The 23,354-nt window shown below is 49.0% G+C and carries 22 protein-coding genes; 6 read left to right on the top strand and 16 right to left on the bottom strand.

Features of this window, described 5'->3' with window-relative positions:
• Nucleotides 1–616: 616 nt before the first annotated feature.
• The 3 genes from pdxR (at nucleotide 617) to DFQ00_RS13805 (ending at nucleotide 3,512) form a co-directional block, all read left to right on the top strand.
• A complete protein-coding gene (pdxR, locus tag DFQ00_RS13815; RefSeq protein ID WP_110897060.1) occupies nucleotides 617–2,068 on the top strand; it encodes a MocR-like pyridoxine biosynthesis transcription factor PdxR in 1,452 nt (483 codons plus the stop codon).
• Nucleotides 2,069–2,136: 68 nt separating this feature from the next.
• Nucleotides 2,137–3,057: a D-alanine--D-alanine ligase gene (locus tag DFQ00_RS13810; protein ID WP_110897059.1), complete on the top strand. Its 921-nt coding sequence runs from the start codon at nucleotides 2,137–2,139 to the stop codon at nucleotides 3,055–3,057.
• The gene (locus DFQ00_RS13805) at nucleotides 3,054–3,512 is read left to right on the top strand and encodes a GNAT family N-acetyltransferase (protein ID WP_110897058.1); all 459 of its coding nucleotides are present in this window, start codon (nucleotides 3,054–3,056) and stop codon (nucleotides 3,510–3,512) included. Before DFQ00_RS13810 ends, DFQ00_RS13805 begins: the two co-directional genes overlap by 4 nt.
• 199 nt (nucleotides 3,513–3,711) lie before the next feature.
• Here the strand turns inward: DFQ00_RS13805 and DFQ00_RS13800 are convergent, their stop codons facing one another.
• The 4 genes from DFQ00_RS13800 to DFQ00_RS13790 form a co-directional block, all read right to left on the bottom strand.
• The gene (locus DFQ00_RS13800) at nucleotides 3,712–3,933 is read right to left on the bottom strand and encodes a GNAT family N-acetyltransferase (RefSeq protein WP_110897057.1); all 222 of its coding nucleotides are present in this window, start codon (nucleotides 3,931–3,933) and stop codon (nucleotides 3,712–3,714) included.
• A gap of 259 nt (nucleotides 3,934–4,192) precedes the next feature.
• A complete protein-coding gene (locus tag DFQ00_RS13795) occupies nucleotides 4,193–5,677 on the bottom strand; it encodes a stalk domain-containing protein (protein WP_146236168.1) in 1,485 nt (494 codons plus the stop codon).
• A gap of 235 nt (nucleotides 5,678–5,912) precedes the next feature.
• A complete protein-coding gene (locus DFQ00_RS30160) occupies nucleotides 5,913–6,041 on the bottom strand; it encodes a hypothetical protein (RefSeq protein WP_279630410.1) in 129 nt (42 codons plus the stop codon).
• Nucleotides 6,042–6,345: 304 nt separating this feature from the next.
• Nucleotides 6,346–7,158: an SDR family NAD(P)-dependent oxidoreductase gene (locus DFQ00_RS13790; RefSeq protein WP_110897055.1), complete on the bottom strand. Its 813-nt coding sequence runs from the start codon at nucleotides 7,156–7,158 to the stop codon at nucleotides 6,346–6,348.
• A 190-nt stretch (nucleotides 7,159–7,348) separates the two neighbouring features.
• Here DFQ00_RS13790 and DFQ00_RS13785 point away from each other — a divergent pair, with 190 nt between their 5' ends.
• Nucleotides 7,349–8,008, top strand: coding sequence for a TetR/AcrR family transcriptional regulator (locus tag DFQ00_RS13785; protein ID WP_110897054.1), 660 nt, complete (start codon nucleotides 7,349–7,351; stop codon nucleotides 8,006–8,008).
• Between the two features lie 160 nt (nucleotides 8,009–8,168).
• On the opposite strand, the gene DFQ00_RS13780 is transcribed toward DFQ00_RS13785, so the two are convergent.
• From DFQ00_RS13780 to DFQ00_RS13770, 4 genes are all read right to left on the bottom strand, one after another.
• Nucleotides 8,169–9,221 (bottom strand): LLM class flavin-dependent oxidoreductase, encoded by a 1,053-nt coding sequence (locus tag DFQ00_RS13780; RefSeq protein WP_110897053.1) that lies wholly within the window; start codon nucleotides 9,219–9,221, stop codon nucleotides 8,169–8,171.
• 195 nt (nucleotides 9,222–9,416) lie between these two features.
• Entirely contained in the window at nucleotides 9,417–10,232 is an 816-nt protein-coding gene (locus DFQ00_RS13775) for a class I SAM-dependent methyltransferase (protein WP_425271022.1), read from the bottom strand.
• Nucleotides 10,233–10,796: 564 nt separating this feature from the next.
• Entirely contained in the window at nucleotides 10,797–10,934 is a 138-nt protein-coding gene (locus DFQ00_RS29180) for a hypothetical protein (RefSeq protein WP_167433712.1), read from the bottom strand.
• 195 nt (nucleotides 10,935–11,129) lie between these two features.
• On the bottom strand, nucleotides 11,130–11,471 hold the full coding sequence (locus DFQ00_RS13770) for a zinc ribbon domain-containing protein YjdM (RefSeq protein ID WP_110897051.1): 342 nt from the start codon (nucleotides 11,469–11,471) through the stop codon (nucleotides 11,130–11,132).
• Nucleotides 11,472–11,782: 311 nt separating this feature from the next.
• Here DFQ00_RS13770 and DFQ00_RS13765 point away from each other — a divergent pair, with 311 nt between their 5' ends.
• The gene (locus DFQ00_RS13765; protein WP_110897050.1) at nucleotides 11,783–12,934 is read left to right on the top strand and encodes a VanZ family protein; all 1,152 of its coding nucleotides are present in this window, start codon (nucleotides 11,783–11,785) and stop codon (nucleotides 12,932–12,934) included.
• Nucleotides 12,935–13,086: 152 nt separating this feature from the next.
• Here the strand turns inward: DFQ00_RS13765 and DFQ00_RS13760 are convergent, their stop codons facing one another.
• From DFQ00_RS13760 to DFQ00_RS13730, 7 genes are all read right to left on the bottom strand, one after another.
• Complete coding sequence (locus tag DFQ00_RS13760) at nucleotides 13,087–14,544, bottom strand: carboxylesterase/lipase family protein (protein WP_110897049.1); 1,458 nt, start codon at nucleotides 14,542–14,544, stop codon at nucleotides 13,087–13,089.
• A 168-nt stretch (nucleotides 14,545–14,712) separates the two neighbouring features.
• Nucleotides 14,713–15,804: a metallophosphoesterase family protein gene (locus DFQ00_RS13755; protein WP_110897048.1), complete on the bottom strand. Its 1,092-nt coding sequence runs from the start codon at nucleotides 15,802–15,804 to the stop codon at nucleotides 14,713–14,715.
• Complete coding sequence (locus tag DFQ00_RS13750) at nucleotides 15,804–16,142, bottom strand: DMT family transporter (protein WP_110897047.1); 339 nt, start codon at nucleotides 16,140–16,142, stop codon at nucleotides 15,804–15,806. The genes DFQ00_RS13755 and DFQ00_RS13750 overlap by 1 nt, the downstream gene beginning before the upstream one ends.
• Nucleotides 16,139–16,909, bottom strand: coding sequence for an HAD family hydrolase (locus DFQ00_RS13745; RefSeq protein WP_110897046.1), 771 nt, complete (start codon nucleotides 16,907–16,909; stop codon nucleotides 16,139–16,141). Before DFQ00_RS13745 ends, DFQ00_RS13750 begins: the two co-directional genes overlap by 4 nt.
• Nucleotides 16,910–17,044: 135 nt before the next feature.
• Nucleotides 17,045–18,421, bottom strand: a complete 1,377-nt coding sequence (locus tag DFQ00_RS13740) for an ABC transporter substrate-binding protein (RefSeq protein WP_110897045.1) — start codon at nucleotides 18,419–18,421, stop codon at nucleotides 17,045–17,047.
• Between the two features lie 74 nt (nucleotides 18,422–18,495).
• Entirely contained in the window at nucleotides 18,496–19,365 is an 870-nt protein-coding gene (locus DFQ00_RS13735; protein ID WP_110897095.1) for a carbohydrate ABC transporter permease, read from the bottom strand.
• Between the two features lie 35 nt (nucleotides 19,366–19,400).
• Nucleotides 19,401–20,276, bottom strand: a complete 876-nt coding sequence (locus tag DFQ00_RS13730) for a carbohydrate ABC transporter permease (protein WP_110897044.1) — start codon at nucleotides 20,274–20,276, stop codon at nucleotides 19,401–19,403.
• Nucleotides 20,277–20,474: 198 nt separating this feature from the next.
• Between DFQ00_RS13730 and DFQ00_RS13725 the strand changes: the two genes are divergently transcribed.
• A complete protein-coding gene (locus DFQ00_RS13725) occupies nucleotides 20,475–21,044 on the top strand; it encodes a GbsR/MarR family transcriptional regulator (protein ID WP_110897043.1) in 570 nt (189 codons plus the stop codon).
• Between the two features lie 86 nt (nucleotides 21,045–21,130).
• On the opposite strand, the gene DFQ00_RS29175 is transcribed toward DFQ00_RS13725, so the two are convergent.
• A partial coding sequence (locus tag DFQ00_RS29175) for an S-layer homology domain-containing protein (protein WP_167433711.1) occupies nucleotides 21,131–23,354 on the bottom strand: 2,224 nt, incomplete at its 5' end.

Raw genomic sequence — 23,354 nt, 5'->3', positions numbered from 1 at the left:
TACGACAAATATTTCAAAAAAAAACTTAACTTCCCTGATTCAAAGTGGTACTATAGGGGTAGAGGAAGAATTTGGGCACTAAGACACATGTCTTTATATCCACGTATGTCAGATCTGCTCCAAATTTTTGATCTTTCTCTACTGAATTCGGTGACGTGCACACGAGAAGAGTACAGTTAGAAAGAAAAAACTACAGTAGCTTTAATGAAGCAGGTTTATAGAAAGTAGATTCACCATCTATACGACCCTTATTGAACAATTAGCACTGGATAAACAGCTGCTACCAAGATTTCTTGTATCGACTGCATTCAGCTGATCATGCGGGAATCGAAGCAATCATATGTTCATAGTAGCCTGACCCTAGCAATTAGACACATCATATAAATAAAAAGTTATTTCCTCAGAGACTAGTCAGAATACGAAACTGTAGCAGGTAGGCAAGCGTAGCATCACAACCTTAGAATTGAACAAGTTCTACCTCCAGCCCGGCATTTGAGCCAGGGCTTTTTCCCGTTTGGGCATGTGACTCAGGCCACCTGAACCGCGAAACAGAGGTATCGTGGTTCTTTCAGCCGGGTTTATAATATGGGAAGATACCAGAAGAGGGAGTGATGGGATGTATTCCGATCTGCAATTGACGGAGGACCGCCCTGTATATATACAAGTCAAAGACTATTTGAAGCGATTGATGTTAAAAGGCGGACTGCAGCCCAACCAGAAGCTGCCTTCAACCCGTGAGCTGAGTACACTCATGAAGGTCAGCCGCAGTACGATTTTACTCGCCTACGCGGAACTTGAGGATGAGGGGCTGATCTATGCCTTAAAGGGCAAAGGCAATTATGTCAGCGAGCTATTGGAAACGCCGAAGGCCGAAGCGCACTGGCAGCTGGACTGGAGTGCAGAGGTAAGCGAGTATGCCATTCAAGCAGAGCAGTATGATCTGATGAAGCACGGCTCGGGAGCGGAGCGCGGGGAAATTTCGTTTACCAGCATTGCGCCGGATGAGAAGCTGTTTGATCTGCACAATGTGAAGCGCGCCTTCCTGGACCGAATGTCTCTTGAAGGAGAGGTTCTGCTTAATTACGGATACGCGCAAGGCTACAAGCCGCTCATGAACTACCTGCTTCGTTATATGGAGAATAAAGGGGTCGACCTCACGGGCAAGGATATCCTGATTACGAATGGCTTCACAGAGGGCTTCGACCTGGTGCTTGGAGCCTTGCGCAAAAAAACAGGTAAAGCGCTCTGTGAGAATCCGACACACCACACGGCGATTAAAAACCTCAAGCTGCATCAGTTCCAGCTAACCGGCATTCGAATGGAGTCTGATGGGCTCGACTTGAAGCAGCTTGAACAGGAATTGGAGGACAGTGCTTACGATCTGGCATATCTTGTCCCCTCTTACCACAATCCGACCGGAATCGTGACTTCCCCTGCCAAGCGCGCGGAAATCATACGATTAATGAATGAGTATCAGGTCCCGATTATCGAGGATGGCTTCAATGAAGAGCTTCGTTATTCCGGCTCTCATGTCTCTCCCCTGATTGCCAGCACGGGTAGCGGCAACAGTCTGGTGTATCTGGGCAGCTTCTCCAAAGTTCTGTTCCCCGGACTGCGTGTGGGCTGGATCATTGCCGATGCAGCATTGATTGATTATCTGGAGAGCATGAAGCGTGCACGCAGCATTCATACGTCCACATTGGATCAATCGCTGCTCTATCAATACCTGAGCAACGGTAATTTCGAGAAATACCTGAAACGGGCTCGAATGGAATATAAACGAAAATACGAGCTTGTGGTGCATTGCTTGAAGCGGTATTTGCCAATGTGCCAGATTTCCGGGTCAGGCGGCCTGCATCTGTTCGTGCAGTTCCCTCCAGAGATTCAAACCAGAGAACTGCTGATTGCTTGCAAGGCGAAGGGGGTAACCTTCACACCTGGAGACACCTTTTACCTGGAACCTGGTCAGGGACTTCACACGATGCGGCTCGGCTTCTCCAGAGTCAGTGACGAGAATATACGCAAAGGCATCCGCACAATTGGAGAGACTGTATCAAACATGATGTAAGTCAAATTATGAAGAGCACGATAGATGATGAAACGGTTTATTTACACAGAAACGGGGAGGATTATCACATGAAAGTTGGCGTTATTATGGGCGGCACATCTTCTGAGCGGGACATATCCCTGCTCACCGGACAAGAGATGATCGCCAATCTGGACAGAAGCAAATACGAGGTGGTTCCCATTGAGCTGAATTCCAAGCGAGATCTGATCGACAAGTCTGCAGGAATTGATATAGCTTTACTTGCTCTGCACGGTAAATACGGGGAAGATGGTACGGTGCAGGGCACCCTTGAATCCCTTGGTATTCCCTACACAGGATGCGGCGTGCTTGCCAGCAGCGTATGTATGGATAAAGACATGTCCAAGCAGCTTATGCGACAGGCGGGAGTGATCACAGGCGATTGGCTTCAGGTCAAACGGTTGGAAGACTTGTCCTCGGTAGCTGTCCAGCATTTAACGTACCCTGTCGTGGTCAAACCTAATTCAGGCGGCTCCAGCATCGGAACGCAGATTGTGCATGAACCTTCTGCCTTGTCCGCAGCGGTGGAGGCTGCTCTGGTGTGGGATGACAGTGTGATGATCGAGCAATACATTGAGGGTGACGAGATTACCTGCGCTATTGTGGATGGCAACATGCTGCCTGTAATCTCCATCCATGCAAATGCTGCTTTTTTCGACTACGCCGCCAAATATGAAGATAACGGTGCAGATGAGCAGGTTATACAGCTGCCTTCCGATCTGCATCAGCGTGTCGAAGCCGCAGCGTTAACCTGTTATAACGTGCTTAAATGCAGCGTTTACGCCAGAGTGGATATGCTCATTCGGGATGGTGTACCTTATGTGCTTGAAGTGAACACCTTGCCGGGGCTGACCCGAAACAGTCTGCTGCCCAAAAGTGCAGCCGCAGCCGGTATTTCTTTTACCGCACTGTTAGATACCATTATTGATCTGTCCCTGAAGGAACGGTCTGTGGAGGTGTCCCGGGTATGAGTCTAGACATCCACATTCGGCACAGCACGGACCAGGATCTGCAGGATATGGTCATCCTTATGGATCAGCTTGGATATCGCACAACCTACGCTGAGATGCAGGATCGTTATGCTCACATCGCTGCTGATGCGAACTATACAACGCTGGTGGCCGAAATCCGCGGGCGTGTGGTCGGGCTGATCGGCACGCAAACATCGTATCTCTACGAGAAGAACGGCAGACACTGCCGGATTATGGTTCTGGTGGTCCATGAGCATTACCGCGGCCGGGGGATCGGCCGTCAGCTTCTACTGGCCGCCGAGCAGTGGGCAGCCGCGCATCAGGTAGATTCCATATCGTTAAACAGCAGCAATCGTGCCGAACGTGAGGCTGCACATGCATTTTATAAAGAAATGGGTTACACCGCGGGCAGCACTGGCTTTAGCAAGCAGTCGCAGCTGCTACAGCACATCTGAGTGATCTGATTGATGCAATATTATGCATAAGCAGATCCATGTTACAACAGCATAGCGGATTCCGTTCAGCATTCTGCTTGAATAAAAAAACAGCAAAAATATGCCCTTCCAAACGGGGTTACCGCCGGGAAGGACATACATATCTGTGTCTAACGTTTGTGTGCTTATCTGCACGTAGTATTGGGTAGATTGCACGCCATCAATCCGCCAGCATGATTCGTACATCCTGTGGGTCAAACCGCTCATAACTACTGACGATGAACTGTAAAAACTCGTTTAATTGCTTCTCGGTCATCTTCCAATCCGGTAACATGTCCGTAATTTCAGGCTGACGGCTCAAGGCAGCTAGTGCAGACTTGTCTTCAAGGGTAAAGGGACCTAGTGTAACTGTACCTGCATAAATTGTGAAGCTGTTATTCATATATAACACCTCTGGGGATTTTTTGTTGATGACACGACAAAAAAAGGAGCACCTACAATAGAGGCACTCCTGTATCGCTCATCCGTTCAGATGCAACGCCGAAGCTCCTCGTAACGGTTCAAAAAGGACAGACGTATCCCGTGTTGGTCTAACGGAAATGTTACGCCTTGTTCTTTTCTACATCATTACGAGAAATCTGGCATGCTCTGAAATCCCCTTCCATGTAACCGATCATCGACTTGCTAATTTGCACATTATATTATGGACGATCAATGAAGATCCAGCCTGTATCCTGCTCCTTCTCCACTGTAGCCCCAAGTGATTCCGCCATGAAGCGAAGCGGCACATAAGTCTTGCCGTTTTTGCCAACATAGGCCGACTCTACCATCATGACTTCTTGCCCCGCGATCGTTGCCTTCGGAGAGCCTACCGTCAATACAATCTCGTCTCCAGTGATGTCGTCGATTACAACAATCTGCTTGGAGCCCTTCGTCCATTTCACTTCTGCATCCAATTGCTCGGACAGGTAGCGAAGTGGTACAAACGTTGTATTTTTAATTGTAACTGCTCCATACGTATCATCATCAGGGTAGAGGAACACACTCTTGTTTGTAATTTTCATTTCATTCTTCAGCAATTGATAAACGACAGAGTTGGAATCAAAATTGCGGAGCACCTGACCAGGGGTAACCTCCCCTTCCACCATCTCCAGCACGCCATGTGATGCATTCACCGCATCGACTGTAACTGCTCCACCAACATTCCACAGCTCGCTGTCTGCGCTAATCGTTACGGCACGTACTGGCAGATCCTCCGAAGCTGGCACAGCCACTTTCAACGACATGTTTTGTTTGCGAATATCCAGCTTGTTATCAAGGAAGAAGTCCATTTTCAATTTCGTTTCCGGACCGAATACCGTCTTGAGCTCCGGAGTATCGGTAAGCAGGGTGTTCAATTCCTGATCGTAGTCGACCAGAATACTGTCCAGTCCTTCTTTGATCATGCTGTACATTTCTGTGACTGCCTCTTCCTTCGTGGAAGGTACAGCATCGGCCAGTTGATCGTCTTCGATGCTTTCCATTCCGCTAAACGTTTCATATACAGGATACAGCACATCATACAAATCACTAATCAGTTGCTTGAGACCCTGCTCATCCTTGGAGATGCTCGTCAGGAATGGCTTGACCATCGCTAACAGCTCTTCACCGCTAATCTCTATGTGCAGCTTGCTCAGGGAAAGTGTTTCACCGTTAACAGCTTCCTGCACAGGAGTAACGGATATGTTCTTCGGATTGGACAGATGTTTCATGGCAAAAGACAGCACCTTTGGAGACAACTCCTGAAGCTTCTGCTCCATCTCCCCTCTATTGATCGGAAGAAGTGTCTCGGCTTCGCCAAGCTCATCCAGAGATATGTACAACGGTTTCTGAGCTCCATCCACATCAATAATCATGCCCGATTTGTCCATGGACAGGTGGAAAGGTAATTTTGTGCCTTCAATGCTCAGCGATCCTTTGATTGATGCCGTTTTGTTGTCTTTCATCTTGGCATGATCAATATTGAGCGAAATCGAGTTGATTCGTTTGATCATCTCAAGGGCTTCACTCGTGGCCAATTGCGTGTCCGGCTCTATGTTAATATGCATGGATTGTTTGGATTCACCGGATTTCATGCTGGTGCTGTTCGCCATAGCCTTGTCAATATCAACTCCGCCTACGGCCTGACATCCTGTTAGAACAACCATAAAGAGGACAAGCGGCACCGCTATCCATTGGTATAATTTTGGTTTCTTAATCGGGATCTCCCCCTTAGCAAAATATGGTTCATATCTTATTATGAGGGCATATAAAATTGTTGTAAACGGATACGTAGAAAAATAGGCCAAATAGGCTGGAACTCGTCCAGCCTCATGGTTCTTACATCCTTCTTATGTCATAACATGCACGTGGAAACATGCTGTTTCATGTAACTTTTTCAGACTATTCCTGCTCCTGCTCTTCTGCGAGCTCTTCATCCTCCGCTTCATCAGCCTTCGTCACAGGTGTCTCGAATTGATCCGGCTCATCGTCCTGAATGGCTTTGTTCTCTTCGTTCTGGTTCTGTGTCATCGTTATCCCTCTCTTCGGCGGAATTTGATCAAGGCACTGCCTTGTGTGTACCTATAACCCAATGACGTATAAATCAAACATTGTACCGCCGTATTCCACCTGTTTAGAAAACATTTAACCATGCATGTAACATCAGAACCGGGGTGACAAGGATAAGCATCCTATCCTGAGGATGAAGCAGCATCGTGAGCAATATAATTCTGAGATGGCGGATTGATCAGGCCTCAATATGAAGATAAATGGAGTTGATTGCTAATGATATTCATTGGAACAGCGAGCCTCCGGTTGGCTGGAGCGCATATCATTAAGCTCCGGCTTGCACTTTGCTGCTCTGCTGGCGAGGTCGCAGCATACCTCCAACTACACGGAGAATTAGCCTGCGTGGCAGAAAGCGTGCTAATTGAGCTGTCCAGTAGTTGGAAGCTCCGGGTACCGCATAACACTTGCCGGATTGCAGAGCCTTCATCGCAACTTCAACCACATGCTCAGGTGTATCCCGCTTGCCTACTGAAGCCTCTTCCGCATTAACCACATCGAAGAAGGAGGTCTCTGTAGCACCGGGACAGATGGCCAGAAACCGCACCCCACGCCCTCGGTTCTCCTCATACAGTGACTCTGTAAAAGAAAGCACATACGATTTCGTAGCTCCATACACAGCCATGTAAGGATCAGGCTGGAAGGCTGCTGTGGAGGAAACGTTGATTACCGCTCCATTTCGGCCCTCAAGCATGCCCGGCAAGAACAGGTGTGTCATATTCGTCACCGCAACCACGTTGAGCATAATTTCCTCCTGCTGTCGCAAGCCGTCTACTTGCTCGAACCATCCATGTGTGGCGAAACCTGCATTATTAATTAACACACTCACACAAATGTCTCGCTTCTTGCATTCGTCATAGATATATTGGGGCCCCAGTACCTCGGACAGATCAGCTGCAATAACCTCTGCTTTGACCGAATACATGCGCTCGATTCGTTGTGCCAGCTGAATCAGCTTCGCTTCCGACCTTGCTACCAACACAACATGATACCCCTGTGAAGCCATCTCCAGTGCAAACGTCTCCCCAATTCCAGACGATGCCCCCGTAATTAATGCCCACTGATGCTGTATGTTTTTCATGTTATAACCGTCCTTTCTCACTTGTTTTTTATTAGAAACACTGTTTCTTAATGAAAACATAGTATCCCTATTCTTAAATGTTGTCAATCTTCATTTCCCAAATTGACTGGCTCCAATTCAAAACAGTAAAATAAGTCTAAGAAACATCGTTTCCAAAAGAAAACAAATATGACGACTAAGGATGACATAGATGAAAAAATCAACAATTTCACAGACGGAGCCGCTACACCCGGTGACGACCTTTCAAGAGACAAGAATGCAGCATTCGGAGAATCTGCGCCAAAATATTGTACACGCCGCAGCAGCCCTGCTTCAGGAGCACGGACCCGAAGCGGTTACTGTTAGGCGAGTGGCCGAGCGCATGGAGTGCTCTACCAAAATCATATATAACCTTTTTGGCAAGAAGGAGGGGCTCGCTAAATATTTGTATCTTGAAGGCTGCATGATGTTATCCCGATCCTTCGAAGCCGTACCACAGCAGCCCTCCATTCAGCAGCAGCTTCGTGCACTCGCTCATGCCTACTGGGACTTTGCCCTCACACAGTCCAGCTTCTATCAAGTGATGTTCGGCGGTTCATTCGCCGAGTTTAAACCGGATGCGGATAGCCTTGAGGGAACGGCAACCGCAATGAAACAACTCACGCAACTTGTAGAAGCAGCTCAGGCGCAGCAATTCATTCGAGAGAGAGATACGATTGCCGCCGTACAGATGATCTGGGCCCCGCTTCATGGTGTCATTCATCTCTATTTGGGAGGACATCTGGAGAGTGAGGGCGCAGCCCAAGCCCTGTATGATCACACCTTGTCAATGATCGTGAACGCTCTGTTTACTTCTGACTCGAAGGAGTAGGAACGCTCCGTCACGAAAAAAAGCAGGGGTTCAGCCCATGTAGGATGGCTGAACCCCTGCTCCTGTTAACTCATTGAGCAAAGTCCATGATATGACAGTGCTAAAGCTTTATTTTCACATATCGAAGATGCCTGAATATAGACTACCCGAAGCAGTATGTTTAAGCATTCTCCGCTTCCCAGCGGGCAATCTCCTTGCGTACGATCGGTGCAACTTCCTTGCCAAGCAATTCAATGGCGTGCATAACCTCATCATGCGGCTGTGTACCAAGCGGTGTGTGCAGCATGAAACGGGTGATGCCCACTTCTTTGCGCAGATAGATGATTTTCTCGGCAACCGTCTGCACATCCCCTACGTACAGTGCGCCTTCCAGGCTGCGAGCAGCATCGAAGGTCTCCCGTCCGTAATGGCCCCATCCGCGTTCGCGTCCCAGCTGATTCATGACAGCTTGTGCAGGGCGGAAGAACTTCTCTACAGCCTCATCTGTTGTATCGGCAATGAAGCCGTGGGAGTGAGAAGCTACGGTCAGCTTGGAAGCATCGTGACCTGCGTGCGCAGCGGCTTTCTTGTACAGCTCCACCAGCGGTGCGAATTGCTTCGGACGACCACCGATAATCGCAAGCACAAGCGGCAATCCAAGCAGGCCTGCGCGCACAACCGATTCCTGATTACCGCCGCTACCAATCCAGACTGGAAGCTTCTCCTGCACCGGACGCGGATAGATGCCCAGGTTGTTGAAGGAAGGGCGGTGTTTCCCCGACCAGGTGACCTTTTCCGATTCGGTCAGCTTCAGGAGCAGATCCAGCTTCTCATCGAACAACTCGTCATAATCACTGAGCTCATAACCAAATAACGGGAAGGATTCAATAAATGATCCGCGTCCTGCCATAATCTCTGCACGTCCATTTGAAATCCCGTCCAGTGTCGCAAAATCCTGAAACACACGTACCGGATCATCCGAGGACAATACCGTTACGGCACTGGTCAGCCGAATATTTTTAGTTTGGGAAGCCGCTGCTGCCAGAATCACAGCCGGGGATGAAGCGGCATAGTCAGAACGATGATGCTCGCCTACACCGTACACATCCAGCCCTACCTGATCTGCCAACACAATCTCTTCTACAACATCGCGAATACGCTGTGCGTGACTGATTAATTCTCCCGTATTTACATCCGGGTTTGTTTCCACAAATGTACTGATTCCGATTTCCATTGTATGTTCCTCCCTGTAAATGAAGCGATCCGTCGTTCATCTAACCTATTGTAAGTAGATCACCTTTTGTTATTTATCTTCATATTGAACTATTTTGAGGAAAAATACAAGTACCCTCTGTTTCCAGAGGGCACTTTTCATTATTTTGTCTGCGCTCAGGGGAAGCTATACTTTTATTCCACCATCTTGTGCTAGCTACAGCTTCCTTCCGATGTACAGCAAATGAGAAGAAATTCCCAATATCGAAGGGTCTTTGGCGGCTTCAATCAGGTAATGAAGCAGTTCTTGCTCCTCGCCGCGCTCCTTCCAATACTGCTCCTGCTCATCTGTAAGCATCGCTTTCAGGCTGGAGGAACCGATTAGCCGGACTGTCTCGAACCCATGCTGCTCCATAAAAGGTACAACCTCCTGCACCTGAAAATAGTATGCCCCTGTAAAACGGCCCTGAGCCTGATGGTCAAACGTCCCCTTTTGGACAAAAGAACGGATTGCAGCCATGCTGTCGTTGGGCTTCCAATGCTGCGGGGCTTGCAGTGAATTGATGCTCATTCGCATCCGGCTCTGGAACGCGGCGAACACAACACCTCCCGGCTTGGTTACACGATGTAATTCTCTTACGGCGGCCTGTCGCTCCTCCTCCAGCTGCAGATGATACAGCGGCCCCAGCATAAGCACTGCATCATAGATCTCATCGGCAATCCCGTTCAGACGGGTCGCATCCAGCACATGAAACCCGTTAAACTGTTGACTCAGGTCCATCTCTTGAGCCTTCTGTCTCGCCAGATCCACAGAGGCAGGAGTCAGGTCCGAGAGGGTAACATGATATCCTGATCGGGCAAGCTCCATCGCATATTTGCCCGGCCCGGCCCCGTTGTCCAGCACAAGACCTGTAGCGGGAAGCGACTCCCTGATATAATGCATGTTGATCATGAATTCAAGCGGCTCCCGGTCCAGCCTTCCCCACTCGTCAAATTGAGAGTAATAGTCCACCACACGTGATCTTACCATCATGCCACACCTGCCCTTTTCTCAACATTAAGGCCTGTTACATAAAACAAAAAAACCTGCCGCCTCAGCTAAGAGGCGACAGGTCTGACCTTCGCGGTACCACTCTTGTTGAATCATGAACAGGATGAATATATCCGAGCCTATCCTGCCATAACATCTCAGAACCTGATGACGGAGGTTACCCGTCAGAGTCTACATGAATTCAGTTCTGTATATCCTCTAATCCTTTCAGCTTCTCGTTCACTGAACCCGTGAAGATATACGCATAACTGCTCTTCAACCCTGCTCCTCACAGGTGAGTTGGGGTTAGGCTGGACTGTCTTGCACCCGATCGACAGCTCTCTGAACCAAACCATATACCTTAATACTCCTGATCATTGCGTTTTACTGTTAAATTTTAACTAGTATATTACTCCTAATTATTTCCTGTCAACTCATATTTGCCTATAAGTCACAGAAGGCTTTCATGCTATAATCCTCCCCATCTTCCACAAGCTAGCTTAGTAGCCGAAGCACGGCATATCAGTTTAAACGTACTTGTAAACCTAGGCGGCGGTCTCGATCGAATCAGATGGAGGTTATTCGGACTTGATTCGCATGTTCACTTCTCTTCCAGCAGTGGTACAGCCGTACCGATGCGTACTTCTCATACCGATCAATGCCTTGGTTGTTCCCGTCTCCGGCAAATTGTGTCTTGGCTGGCATACCGTAGCTCCGTTCACCCTTCTCAAGCATGTACGTCTAATTATGATGGGCATGAAAAGTTATAGGTGTAGGTTCATGCTTCCTGTCTCTGCACAACGTAAAAAGAACGTTCACTTCCACAATACTGCAGAAATGAACGCTCTTCTTGGATGTAACAGACCTAGCCAATCACAAGCAGCGCGCTTGAATAGGCATTTAGATTTTTTTCACAAATTCGGACTTCAGCTTCATCGCACCCAGACTATCAATTTTGCAATCAATGTCATGATCCCCGTCAATCAGGCGAATATTCTTTACCTTGGTGCCTTGTTTCACGACGAGCGAGCTGCCTTTCACCTTGAGGTCTTTAATGACCGTAACCGTGTCCCCATCATTCAGTACGTTCCCGTTGGCATCGCGCACCACTTTGGCACTCTCCGCATCCTGATCCTCCGCTTCCAAAGACCATTCATGCGCACATTCCGGGCAAATGAACAGCAGGCCATCCTCATACGTGTACTCTGAATTACATTTCGGACAATTAGGCAAATTAGACATATGTATTAAACTCTCCATTCTGATTTTAAGCTATCTTCTCAAGTATACGTGATTTCGCCGAGTTGTTCCATACGATGTATCACTGCATCCTCCATAAGTGTAGATCGAAGGATATATTCAGGTACATATTTAAACCAGATTTAAAGGAAGATGACCTTGACTTTAAGGTAACTCCCTTATGATTAAAAACATACAACCTTAATCATATGAGAACAAGCTTCTACATCACCCTTAACACATGATCCTATCGCTAAAATAAAATGTTTTTTGGGATACACCGTTACTCCCATCTCAAAAAGGAGCTTCCGCTTATGTCATCTTATGTATTCCCCATTCAGACTGCGTTTATTATTTTTGCCATTGCATCCATGTTCCTGCTGGTGCCGTGGTTAGTCTACGGTTATCGCAAAGACGGCTTCTTCAGCTGGTCACGGTTTGCCGTCAGCTTTTCATTTGTATTCTACCTGCTGGCCGCCTATTGTTTGATCATTCTGCCGCTTCCGACAACACGAAACACCTGTGCTCAGCAAGCCGCCGATACGGTCTATTACAACCTGACACCCTTTATGTTCGTCAAAGACATTATGCGGGAAACCCCTATGGTATGGTCCCAGCCGTCAACCTGGATCAACATGATTAAGGGGCGCGCCTTCCTGCAAGTGCTGTTTAATGTACTGCTGCTCCTGCCGCTGGGGGTATATATCCGGTATTTCTGGCAAAAGAGAGCTCTTTGGAAGCACGCCCTTGTAGCCGGATTCGGGCTTTCCTTATTTTTTGAAGTCACTCAACTGACTGGCCTGTATGGATTCTATAGCTGTCCTTATCGCCTCTTCGACGTGGATGACCTGATGATGAATACCTCTGGTGCAGTCCTTGGATTCTTCGCAGCACCGCTGCTGCTGGCCTTGTTCCCGTCGAGAGCAAGTATTCAGGCCAAGAGCGAACAGATTGTAGAGCAGAACCGTGTGTACCCCGTACCCCAGCTGCTTGCACTGCTCATTGACAGTATGGTTGTGGTTGTTATCGCCAATTTCCTGTCGATCTTCACCTTAACCAATGAGATACAGACTGTTTTAAACACATCTACCGCAATGGTCATTGTATTGTTCTTCATCCCTTGGGTCCGTAGCGGATATACACCGGGATCAGCTATTCTGCGCTTCCGTTATGTAGATCGTCAGAGCAGTACACCGACGCTTCGAGCGCTGTTGAAACGATTTATTGCCATCTATGCACCGTGGCTGCTGTTAACTATCATTCAACTAATAAGCAAGTATGCCCACCCAAACTATCGGGGTGATGTAATTCAACCCTACCTCGTCTGGATTTCCCTGGGCATCAACACCCTGTACTTGCTTGTGTACCTCATTCTGTTTATCCATATGCTCGTTGTTTTATTCTCTGGCGGCAAACGCTCCTTCTACTTCGACGAAGTCTCTAATATACGAGCCTCACGCAAGTAACACAAGTCTGTAGCGTTATGCAATGATTGTTTCGACCAAAAAGGCGACTTTTCATTAATAACAATGAAAGTCGCCTTTTGCTTTGGAATTTGGAAGTAGTACCTTGTGGCATACCGATTCTTATTTTCTGTGGCTTATTTGCTCATAAACCTCTACACACCTAACAATTCGCGTTTGGATGACTCAGGGTCGTGCACAACCTCTATCTCATGGTTGAAGATGAGTGTCGCCCGATCCTTAGAGTATTCAGGCCATTTGATTCCGGCAACTGAAGGCTTGCCGTCCTTCGCAAAAGCAATCCAGGCATCCTGCACCTTGAGGGCAAGGGCCTTGGCAGCTTCATCCGGCTCAGCCTTCATGAATTTCAAGGCATCCAGCGTGTTAAACACAAAGAACATCTCGATGCTGTGAATGGCTCTTTTCAGAAGTGGATGCTCGGGCATCACCCAGTCGAAGCGGTACATCCACACCGGGGCATGCTGCTGCTGTGCAGCCGCATATTGCAGGGCTGACCGCCAGAAGAACATATCGGTCATAACCTGGGCCTGTCCATCCGCGGTTTTCGGATAGCTGTCCGCGATGGCAACCCGATTCTCCAGATCAGGAGTCATGAAATTCACGCCCTGCACCATATCAATGTCCTTCGAATATGGCACATGCGGTTGAATAAACAGCGCTCCCTCATGCAACGTTGTACCGATGAGGATCGAAACATCCTTAGCCGAGCCTTCGCTCACAGCCTGAAGCGGCACTTGCGGCAGTGTCTCACCATCCAGCACAGGCTGGAACAGCAATGCCATACCTGCTCCGCTCTGCTGCTTCACCACTTCTGCCGCTGCCATGATCTGCTCCACCGGAATACTGTTCAGCTTCTCCAGGTTGTCGCGGTCTACACCGAGCACTTTCAGCATGCCCTCTCGAAGAGCAGAAGCCTGCTCTGCTGGCATGAACTGTGAAGCACCACTCTCCATAATGGCTCGCTGGAACAGCCCTTTGGCAGCTGGCATCGCCATCAATGCAGCAATGCTCATACTGCCAGCGGATTCACCAAATACTGTAACCTGATTCGGATCACCGCCAAAGGCAGTGATATTATCCTTCACCCACTGCAATGCAGCTACCTGATCCAGCAGACCTGCATTAGATACATAGCCCTCGCCCAGTGGAGCCATATGAAGGAATCCAAGCGGCCCAAGACGATAGTTAATGGTGACCACGATGACATCACCGCGAACGGCTAGCTGTGTGCCATCATATACAGGCAAACTGCCCGAGCCGGTTACGAATGATCCCCCGTGAATCCATACCATGACGGGAAGGGGGTGACTGCTTTCTTTTTCAGGGGCCCAGATGTTCAGATACAGACTGTCCTCCGACTCCGGGGGTTTCTGCCCACCCATCCACTCTGAATCGTGACGCGGCTGTATGTTCTCAGGCCCGAATTCGGTTGCCTGTCTGATTCCATCCCATGACTCGGGCTGTGTCGGAGCTTGGAAACGCAGCTCGCCGACTGGAGGCTTCGCATACGGAATGCCTTTCCATACGCTTGCACCTTGTAAAAGCTCGCCTTGAACCTTACCGTATTTCGTTTGAACCTGAAGTTCTCGCATGCGTCTTCTACATCCTCTCCGTAAATAAGTAAATGGATCTATTCCATTGCTGGACTAACGATGTTGTATCTAGATGTGTATCTATTTGAGTATAAATCGCAGCCACACCCATTTACAAATTTTGCTCATCAAGACGCAATTGCGTGATTTTTCACGTGGAACAATAATTTAATTGGGGGGATAGCGAACCGTATACTCAGCACCTTCAATCCATTCCCCCGCAGCGAAGTCTCGTCCCTTCACAACAACCCGATCCTTGTAGATGTCTACATGCAGCCCTTCGCTGCCCTCCAGATGCTCATCTGCATCCGTCCAGAGATACGCAACAGAAGACGCATTAAACATGGTCGGCATCTGACCTGCACCATCGTACATCGTATGCGGTGCTTGCAGGTGCCAATGCGTGTGCCCGGAGAATACAATTGCCTGCGGATACTTCGCAAGCACCGCCTTCAATTCAGCATCCTGATTCACACCATACCAGCCTTGTTCCTGAAGTGATCCGGCAACAGTGTCCATTAGCGGCTGATGTAAAAAAAGAAAAATCGGACGATTCGGTACAGCCTGCTCGGCAAGCTTCAGCTCCAGCCACTGTAGCTGTTCGGCTGACATCTCACAATCCTTCGGGTGCGGCTGCTCTGTGCCAAGGAAAATATAATGATATCCATCGATCCAATGATCGTGGTACACCCCCTTCATGCCCGTTGCCGCTTCAAAATCCATGAAGCGACGTTGCCACAGTCTCGCGACGGTAATCGTTTCGGCTATGGCAGGCGTACTTTCCGCTTCTGCTTCGTGACCAACATGATCAGGCATTACGTATTGACTGCCAGACAACCTCTTTATCAGCGCTGCGGACTCTTCTACCGTTTGGTTAACCGCATGCTCCAGCTCTACCGGCTGCTCCAGCATCTCGGCTACCTGACTCTCACTCAGTTCCAGCAGGACCTGAGGCGGCTTCTGCCAGATGACTGCACCAATATCATGGTTGCCCACCGTAAGGTATATATCAGCCAGCTGATCTTCATACTTCCCCCGGATACGCTGCCATTCACGATATTCACCCGGCAATCCCCGATCCGTCAGGTCCCCCACATGCATAATACCGCTGCTTCCACGGCTAAAAGAAGCGATATCTGCCAGCGCCTGCTCCAGATGCCGGTTATGAATATGATTTACCTCGTCCCGTACATGCGTGTCCGTAATCACCTGAAAGGAGGCCAAAGGCCGCTCAGGCAAACCGCTAGGTTCATGTCTCATTAAGAATCACTCCATTTCAGCCCAATAATGCCAATCAGAATAAAACCAATCCAGACCATTGACGTTAACCGCAGACGTTCTCCAAAAAAATAATGCCCCACCACGCCAATCAGCGTAATCCCAACACCCGACCAGATCGCATAGGCCACAGCCAGCGGCATATATTTTACGGCAAAATTCAGAAAGGTAAAGCTCGCCGCATAACAAACAAACATCATGACCGAAGGCCACAGCCTGGAAAAACCATCCGATACCTTTAGCAGGATAGTCGCACTCAGCTCCAGACCAATGGCAAGGGCCAGCAAGATCCAGCCTAGATAAGCTTGACTATTGGTCATCGGCCTAACCCGCCAGGAAGTAATTCGTGGAATCCTTCGATGGTCCGGTCTGCCAGATGAATGCTGCCAGGCGCTCCGATCCCTATCCTGTACCCTGCTCCAGCTGCTCTTGCCATCTCCATATCTCCATCCGTATCACCTATTACCACAACCTGCTGTGTCTGCACACCCAATCGCTCACAGGCAAGCAGCACCATATCGGGAAAAGGTTTGCCGCGGTCCACCAGATCGGTGCCAATCACTACGTCAAAGTACGCGTTTAGGCCCATCCATTGCAGATGCTTCACGGCATTTGCCGTCTCATCAGCAGTTACCACGCCCATCTTCAGGCCCTTACGCCGGGATTGCTCCAGGTACTCCCGCACACCGGGCAGCGGAAGCGCCGGACGATGCACCTCCATTGCTTCCTCCGCTTGTGCAAGACACGCTCGAACGATCATTTTGGCTTCAGCCCAGCTAAGTCCCGCTCGATATCCATGCCAGGTCAGCACGGCATACACTTCCTCCATCGTGCCCATAGCGAGCGGCCCGCGGATATCATACCCATTCATCCGTCCCTGTTCATCATGAAACGTGCCCCAAATCTGCGACAGCTCATCCTCATCAAGACTCAGCCCTCGAGTGCTGAGCTGTTCTCTGAAATCATGCAGTACACAATCCGTCCAGAAGCCCCACATGTGTGTAAAATCAAGCAGCGTGCCGTCCTTGTCAAACAAAATGGCCTGCACGGAGGGCAACCCTCCATGCCTTACTCTGTTCTCTTGCATAGACTTGACTCCTTGTCTCTCATTCTTCTCTTCATCTGGAATGGAAAGGACGGTACGCTGTGTACCGTCCTTTCTGTTTAACACTCGATCTTCAATGACGCTTAGCTACCTTATCCATACATCCTATTCGAGTCCTTATTTCGCAATGCGATCCAATTCCTTCTGCGCCTTTTCTTTGGCTTCCTTCAACGCCTGCTCTGCCGGAACATTGTTGATCTGCACCTTGTCCGCAGCTTCCTTCAACGCATCGTTGATTTTACCGCCTGTTGGATCACGGAAAGGTGCGGAAGCATGTGCTGCCTGCTGCAGTGGCACTGTAATCTGCGGATGCTCTTCACTGAACTTCTTGAAATCCGGGTCTTGCTGTGCAGACTGACGTACAGCAATATACCCTGTGTTCATGGACCATGAAGCTGTGTTTTCGGTTTTGGAGAAATACGTCAGCCATTTATACGCTGCTTGCTGCTGCTCTGGACTAGCTGCTGCCGGAATACCTGCGAGAATGGCGCTGGCTACCGGCTTGCCTTCGCCCTTGCCTTCCCAGCCGGGCTGCTGCATAGCTGCTACGATTTTGAAGTCAAGATCGCCTTGGTCACCGCTTGAGCCGGTGTATCCGGCCGCTCTATTTTTCATCACATCATCAATCGTCTTGTACCAATACTCCCAGCCTTGACCGCCATATTGAATACCCATAATTTTGTCCTCGTTGATCCATTTGCGGAACAGCTCCCACGTCTCGATCCATTCAGGGGAGTCAATCATCACGGTTTTACCATCATCACTCAGAATTTTGCCGCCTTTACCCATAACAGCATCAATCATATTGTCTCTGCCCCACATCGGCTCCCAGCCGAAGAAGGTTGTTTTGCCATTTTCCTTCTTGGTCATCTTCGCGGCAGCCTCGGCGAATTTCTCCCATGTGGTCAGGCTTGCCGGGTCAATGCCGTTTGCTTTGAACGTGTCCATGCGATAGTACATAATTTGAGTCGTGCCATACATCGGCAAAAAGAACTGCTTTCCATCCACATTTCCTTGTTCCAGAAAGGTTTGCACGAAATCCTCTTTGTTGAAATTCGGATCGGCGGCGATCATCTCATCCATGGAGGCGTAATACCCTTTGCGCGCCCAGTCAATGTTGGCACTCAGCACAGCAGCAGGTACCTTCTTGGCCGCAATCGCTGCCTGGAGCTTCTGCTCTGTCTCGGTGTAGTCAGCCTGCACGATACCTTTGACAACAACCTCGTTCTGCGAAGCGTTGAAGGCATCAATTTTCTTTTTCATATTGTCGCCCAGGTTGCCGCCCAGACCATACCAGAACTCAATCTCCACCGGCGCTTTGGCCTGCGTTTCCGTGCCGCCGCTCGCAGCAGCGGTTGAACTCGATTCTGCGGGTGCTTGTGTTCCGCAAGCGGTCATTAATGCAAAGCTTGCTGCAAGCACCAGTGACATGCCGCCCTTCCAGCTCAGCCTCATTTTATTTCTCAAAGTCATACCCGGCTTACTCCAATTCATTGTTGTTCCTCCTGTTTTTAGGTGAAATGGTTGTGCGCATGCTGCATCAGAGCGATACAGACAAGCGAGGTGTATCAGTTCTTATTTACGCCAGCCGTCATGTTAACACTCTGCATGATCGTTTTCTGGGTGAACACGAAAAGAAGTAACAAAGGTGCAATGGTGAACGCACTCGCAGCCATAATCTGCGGCCAAGCCAGTCCATAGGCTCCGCCCTCCACGAAGAAGCTTCGCAGTCCAGCGGATACAAGCTGCAGGTCTGGATTTTTGGTGATCAGCATCGGCCAGAAATAGTTGTTGTACTGTTCAATGAACGTGATCAGCACCATCACGGCGAAGCTGGAGCGAACGAGCGGTGTAATAATTGTCCAAAGAATGCGGAAGTGTGAGGCTCCGTCAAGCTGCCCCGCTTCCACCAATTCATGTGACACCTGCATAAAGGCCTGGCGAATCAGGAAGATGGAGAACACACTGACACAGTTGGAAACGATCAGCCCCGTGTAGGAATCCAGCAGCCCAAGCTCGCTTAACACCAGATATCCAGGCAAGTATACGGCTGTACTCGGTATCATGTAGCCCACCAGTATGATAGCCGTTAACGCGCCTTTGAGACGAAACTGCATATGTGTAAGGGCATACGCCATCATACTGGAGTTCACAATCTGAAGCAGACAGATCGCCAGGGCAACCCCGGTGCTGTTCAACATGTATCGTGCAAAAGGTGCAGCATTCCAGGCATCCACGTAATTGTTCCACAGAAACGTCTCCGGCCAGAAGGTTGGCGGGAACTGCCAGATTTCATCATTGGTTTTGAAGCCGCTGATCACCATCCAATAGAATGGAAATGCGGTCGCAAGTGCAATCAGAGCGAGAAGCAGATAACGAAGGATTGCGCTGATTTTTATTTTGCTGCGGGACACTTGCCGGATCTCCTTCGGTTTCATTCGTTTGGTCTTTGATTTCGGTAATATCATGGTCATTAGTAGTGCACCAGGCGTCTGCCCAGCAGGAAGGAAACTCCCGACAACAGCACGCAGATCAGAATAATAACTACAGCGATGGATGAAGCTTCTCCCACATTGAAGGATTCAAAGGCGGACTGATAATACATGTACAGCAGTGTCCGGGTTGATCCGGCTGGACCGCCTTGTGTCATGACGTTAATCTGGTCATAGGCTTGCAAGGATTGAATCGTCAGTATGATGGAGAGGAAAAAGGTGGTTGGCGAGATCAGCGGCAAGGTAATGCTTCTGAACTTGTCCCACGCTCCAGCCCCGTCGATGGATGCTGCTTCAAGCAGATCCGACGGCAGATTGCGCAGTGCTACCAGGTAGAACACCATGGCCCAGCCAATGGACTTCCACAGTGTCACAATCAGCACAGCCACGAGTGCCCAGTCTACATCTCGCAGCCAGCCGATGGGTGATATGCCCGCCCAGCCCAGCATCAGATTGGCAAGCCCCACCTGCGGTTCAAAAATCCATGACCACGCGATGGATACCGCAACCGTTGGTGTAACCCATGGCGAGAACAGCAGGGTACGGAAAATACCGGAGGATCTCATTTTGCTATTCATCAGCAACGCTAGAGCGAGCCCGCCTACAATGGTGGGAATGACACTCCCGAGTCCGAATAACAGCGTGACTTTCAGGGAGCGATAGAATTCAGAGTTCGTTAACAGGTAGCTGTAATTGTCCAGCCCCACGAACAGCTTATCCGGGCTCATGAAGTCCCAGTCGGTAAAACTGAGATATACGATATATCCCAGCGGCCCCAGCCAGAAGATCATCAGCGGGATGAGCGCAGGCAGCGTGAAGAGAACCGCTTCGGATTCCCTCCATAATTTCATGCGCAATGCTTTCACTCCTTTTGTTCAAATTTTCTTTAATGATTGGCAATTTATAGATAGTAGATGCGTTTTTTCTGTTCTGTACAAAAATTATTGTACATTCGTTTTGAAAAATCTATTTCCGGGTTGTGTTAAAAATCCATGGATTCATGTAAAATATGAATATGTTCATGGAAACGTTTATCCTATCGCCGAGGTGACATTGTGGGAAAAGAAATCGCTGGGAAACCGAATCATTCTTCGTTGCCTGATCGGTCTGAGCTAAGGGAAAAAGTGATTGAGTCCATCGCCAATACGATGGATCTGTACGGGGTTAATCATACGTTTGGTAAATTGTACGGGGTCATGTATTTTGAGGATCGTGCGATGACCCTTGAAGAGATGAAAACCTCAATGAATATGAGCAAAAGCAACATGAGCTATGCCGTACGTTCATTAACAGAGTCTCAGATGATCTACAAGCTGGAGGAGAAAAAGGAGCGGCAGGATCAATATGTGGCGGAGACGGATTTCTACCGTACGTTTCAAAATTTCTTCGGCATCAAGCTGCAACGGGAAGTCGATGTTATGCTGGAAAGCATCCGTGATGTTATCCCTGACCTGACAGCCATCATTCTATCGGAGCACACACATGCACAAGAACGTGAAGAAGCGTTGCGAGATTTACATAAGCTCCAGCATGCAGAGCAATATTATATCTGGCTGCAGGGATTTGTAGATCGACTGCGAGAGGGTAAGCTGTATGAAGAAGCCTCATCCTTATTAGAGGAGTAAAACATCCAAGCAGGATCGTATACAAAAGGCCACCCCTTCACGAGGTGGCCTTCTTTGGTCATATCACTTTTCTGAATGTGAAAATATTACTTCTGCGCCGCGGCTTCAATATCGGCATATGCCCAGTGTGTAGCTGGTACATCACTAAAGGATGGTGCTCCAGCTCCTGTCAGCGGTGTACGCTTGAACAATACGTTCAGCACTTTAACCGCTTCGGCGCGAGTCAGCCTGCCTTCCGGCTTGAACGTGCCATCCTGATAACCTGTCATCAGCCCCGCAGATTGCACGTATGCAATCGCGTCTGCGGCCCACAGATCAGCAGGCACATCATTAAAGGAGGCTGCGGCTGTTGCATTTGTAGCAGGGCCAGTTGCAGTCGTTGTGCTCGTAGCATCAACATTCGATGCAGTTCCAGTAGTTACCTCTGCATTCGCCTGTTGTTGCATCCAGCGATACGCAATCGTTGCCATCTGCGCACGAGTGATCGACCCTTCCGGTGCAAACACTGTGCTGTTCAGACCATTCATGATCCCCGCCGCCCGTGCTTGCTCAATCTCGTTCGCTGCCCAGTGTGTTGCAGCCACATCCGCAAAGCTTACCGCTGTTGTAGACGCCATTGCGGCCTCACCCGATAGATTGCGAGCAAGCATCGCTGCCATCTGTGCACGTGTTACGAATGCATCTGGACGGAAATCTGTGCCAAAGCCTTGAATGTACGGAGGGTTTGCTTGTTGAGTAGCCTTCAGTCCGTCTACAGATACCAAGGTAAACGTACTGAACTTGGTTACGGTGAACTCGATCCCTTCACTGCCATCGGTCAGCTTCACCAGCTTGCCTCGTACCAGTTCTTTCGTACCGTCACTATGTTCGATGTATACAGCAAGCTTGTTCAGCGCTTGCTGACGAGCCGTAGCTTCGGTTGGCAGACTGTTCCCCAGCGGCAGAGTCAGTGTTATTTCACGGCTCTGCATATTGGTTTCAATCTCCACTGGACGAGCCAGTACACGTACATTACTGTTCGGTGCTGCCTTCTGAATCACTTGCTCTTTTTTCGCGCGTTCTTCGACTTCATTACGCTCCGAATCCTTCTTGAGTGGAACGATGCGGAAGTACAGATCCTGATCGAATCCGGCGATAGATTTCGTTGGTACAGAAATAACTGCATTCGCTGTTGAAATCTCCAGCTTGAGTGAGCCGTCGCTCAGCTCTTTAACAGCAGTTTTCGGAACTTCAATACGTGTCTCGGACACGGCATCCTTCGTATCTGGAATAACGATGCGTGCCGTATCGGTGCCCAGCTGTTTTGCTTTTTCAACCGATTGCTTGGCAATGGTGTCCGTCATCTTCACCAGATCTTTAACGACACCATTTGTTTCGGTTGTGCGTGTAATTGGCGTTTTGGTCAGGTTTGTACCGTTCACCCCGTTCACATCCACGACAATCTGCTCTTGCTTGGTTGTTGCCACAGGGGTGGATGACCCGCCCCCACCGCTACCACTTCCTGTAGAAGAACCAGGGGTAGTCGGGTCACTCGGCGGTGCGAAGAAAGCGTTAAATGCCTTCTGAATTTCTTCATAGCTGGTATATCCACCGACTGGTTTCTTGGCTATCATCCATTGAGCAAGCTGCTCCTGCTTGGTTTCATTGCTTGTAATCGTAGCAAGCTTGCCAAAATCCAGAGGAAACTTCTTGTCCGGCGTATTGGCCTCTGATGAGTGCTGATATACGTAAATGCTGTTCAGTGCCGCCAGCATCTCACCCGTGGTTGCAGGTTCATTGATCGACGAATACTGCATAAGCAACAGAAGGAAAATCGTATACTTATCATTCATCGACAGACTCTCATCTTTAGATATACGCTGAGCAATATACGAGACTAATTGCTTGTCCACAAGGGATAGCTTGGAATACTTCTGACCTACGAATTGTAAAAGATCAGCTCCCGGGTATGACATATGCTCAGATGTTTGACTAATAAGACTATAGAAACTATTTAAATGCTGTTGAAATAACAGCGGGTCTGTTTGCAGCATCGCCATAAGCCCTTCATATCCCACTTCTATCGCAAATTGCACTTCTTCCTTGGATTTATAGTCATAATCCGAAGATGCAAATGACATTACGATATATGCAACGACTTCCTGCTCTTCCGGCTGAAGGCTCTCGAATCCTTCTGGAAGGTCCAGCCATTCTGGCAGCTTGATCAATTGCAACACATTCTTCACATTTTCTTCACTCTTTGCTGTGTTCAGCTCTTTGAGTGGATCTTTTACCGGATTAAAAAAGGCATCAAATGTTTCTTGTATCGCC

The sequence above is a fragment of the Paenibacillus barcinonensis genome (assembly GCF_003217495.1).
GTDB classification, from domain to species: Bacteria; Bacillota; Bacilli; order Paenibacillales; family Paenibacillaceae; genus Paenibacillus; species Paenibacillus barcinonensis.
The sequence above is the reverse complement of the archived record's forward strand: the minus strand, read 5'-3'. Positions and strand labels throughout refer to the sequence as shown.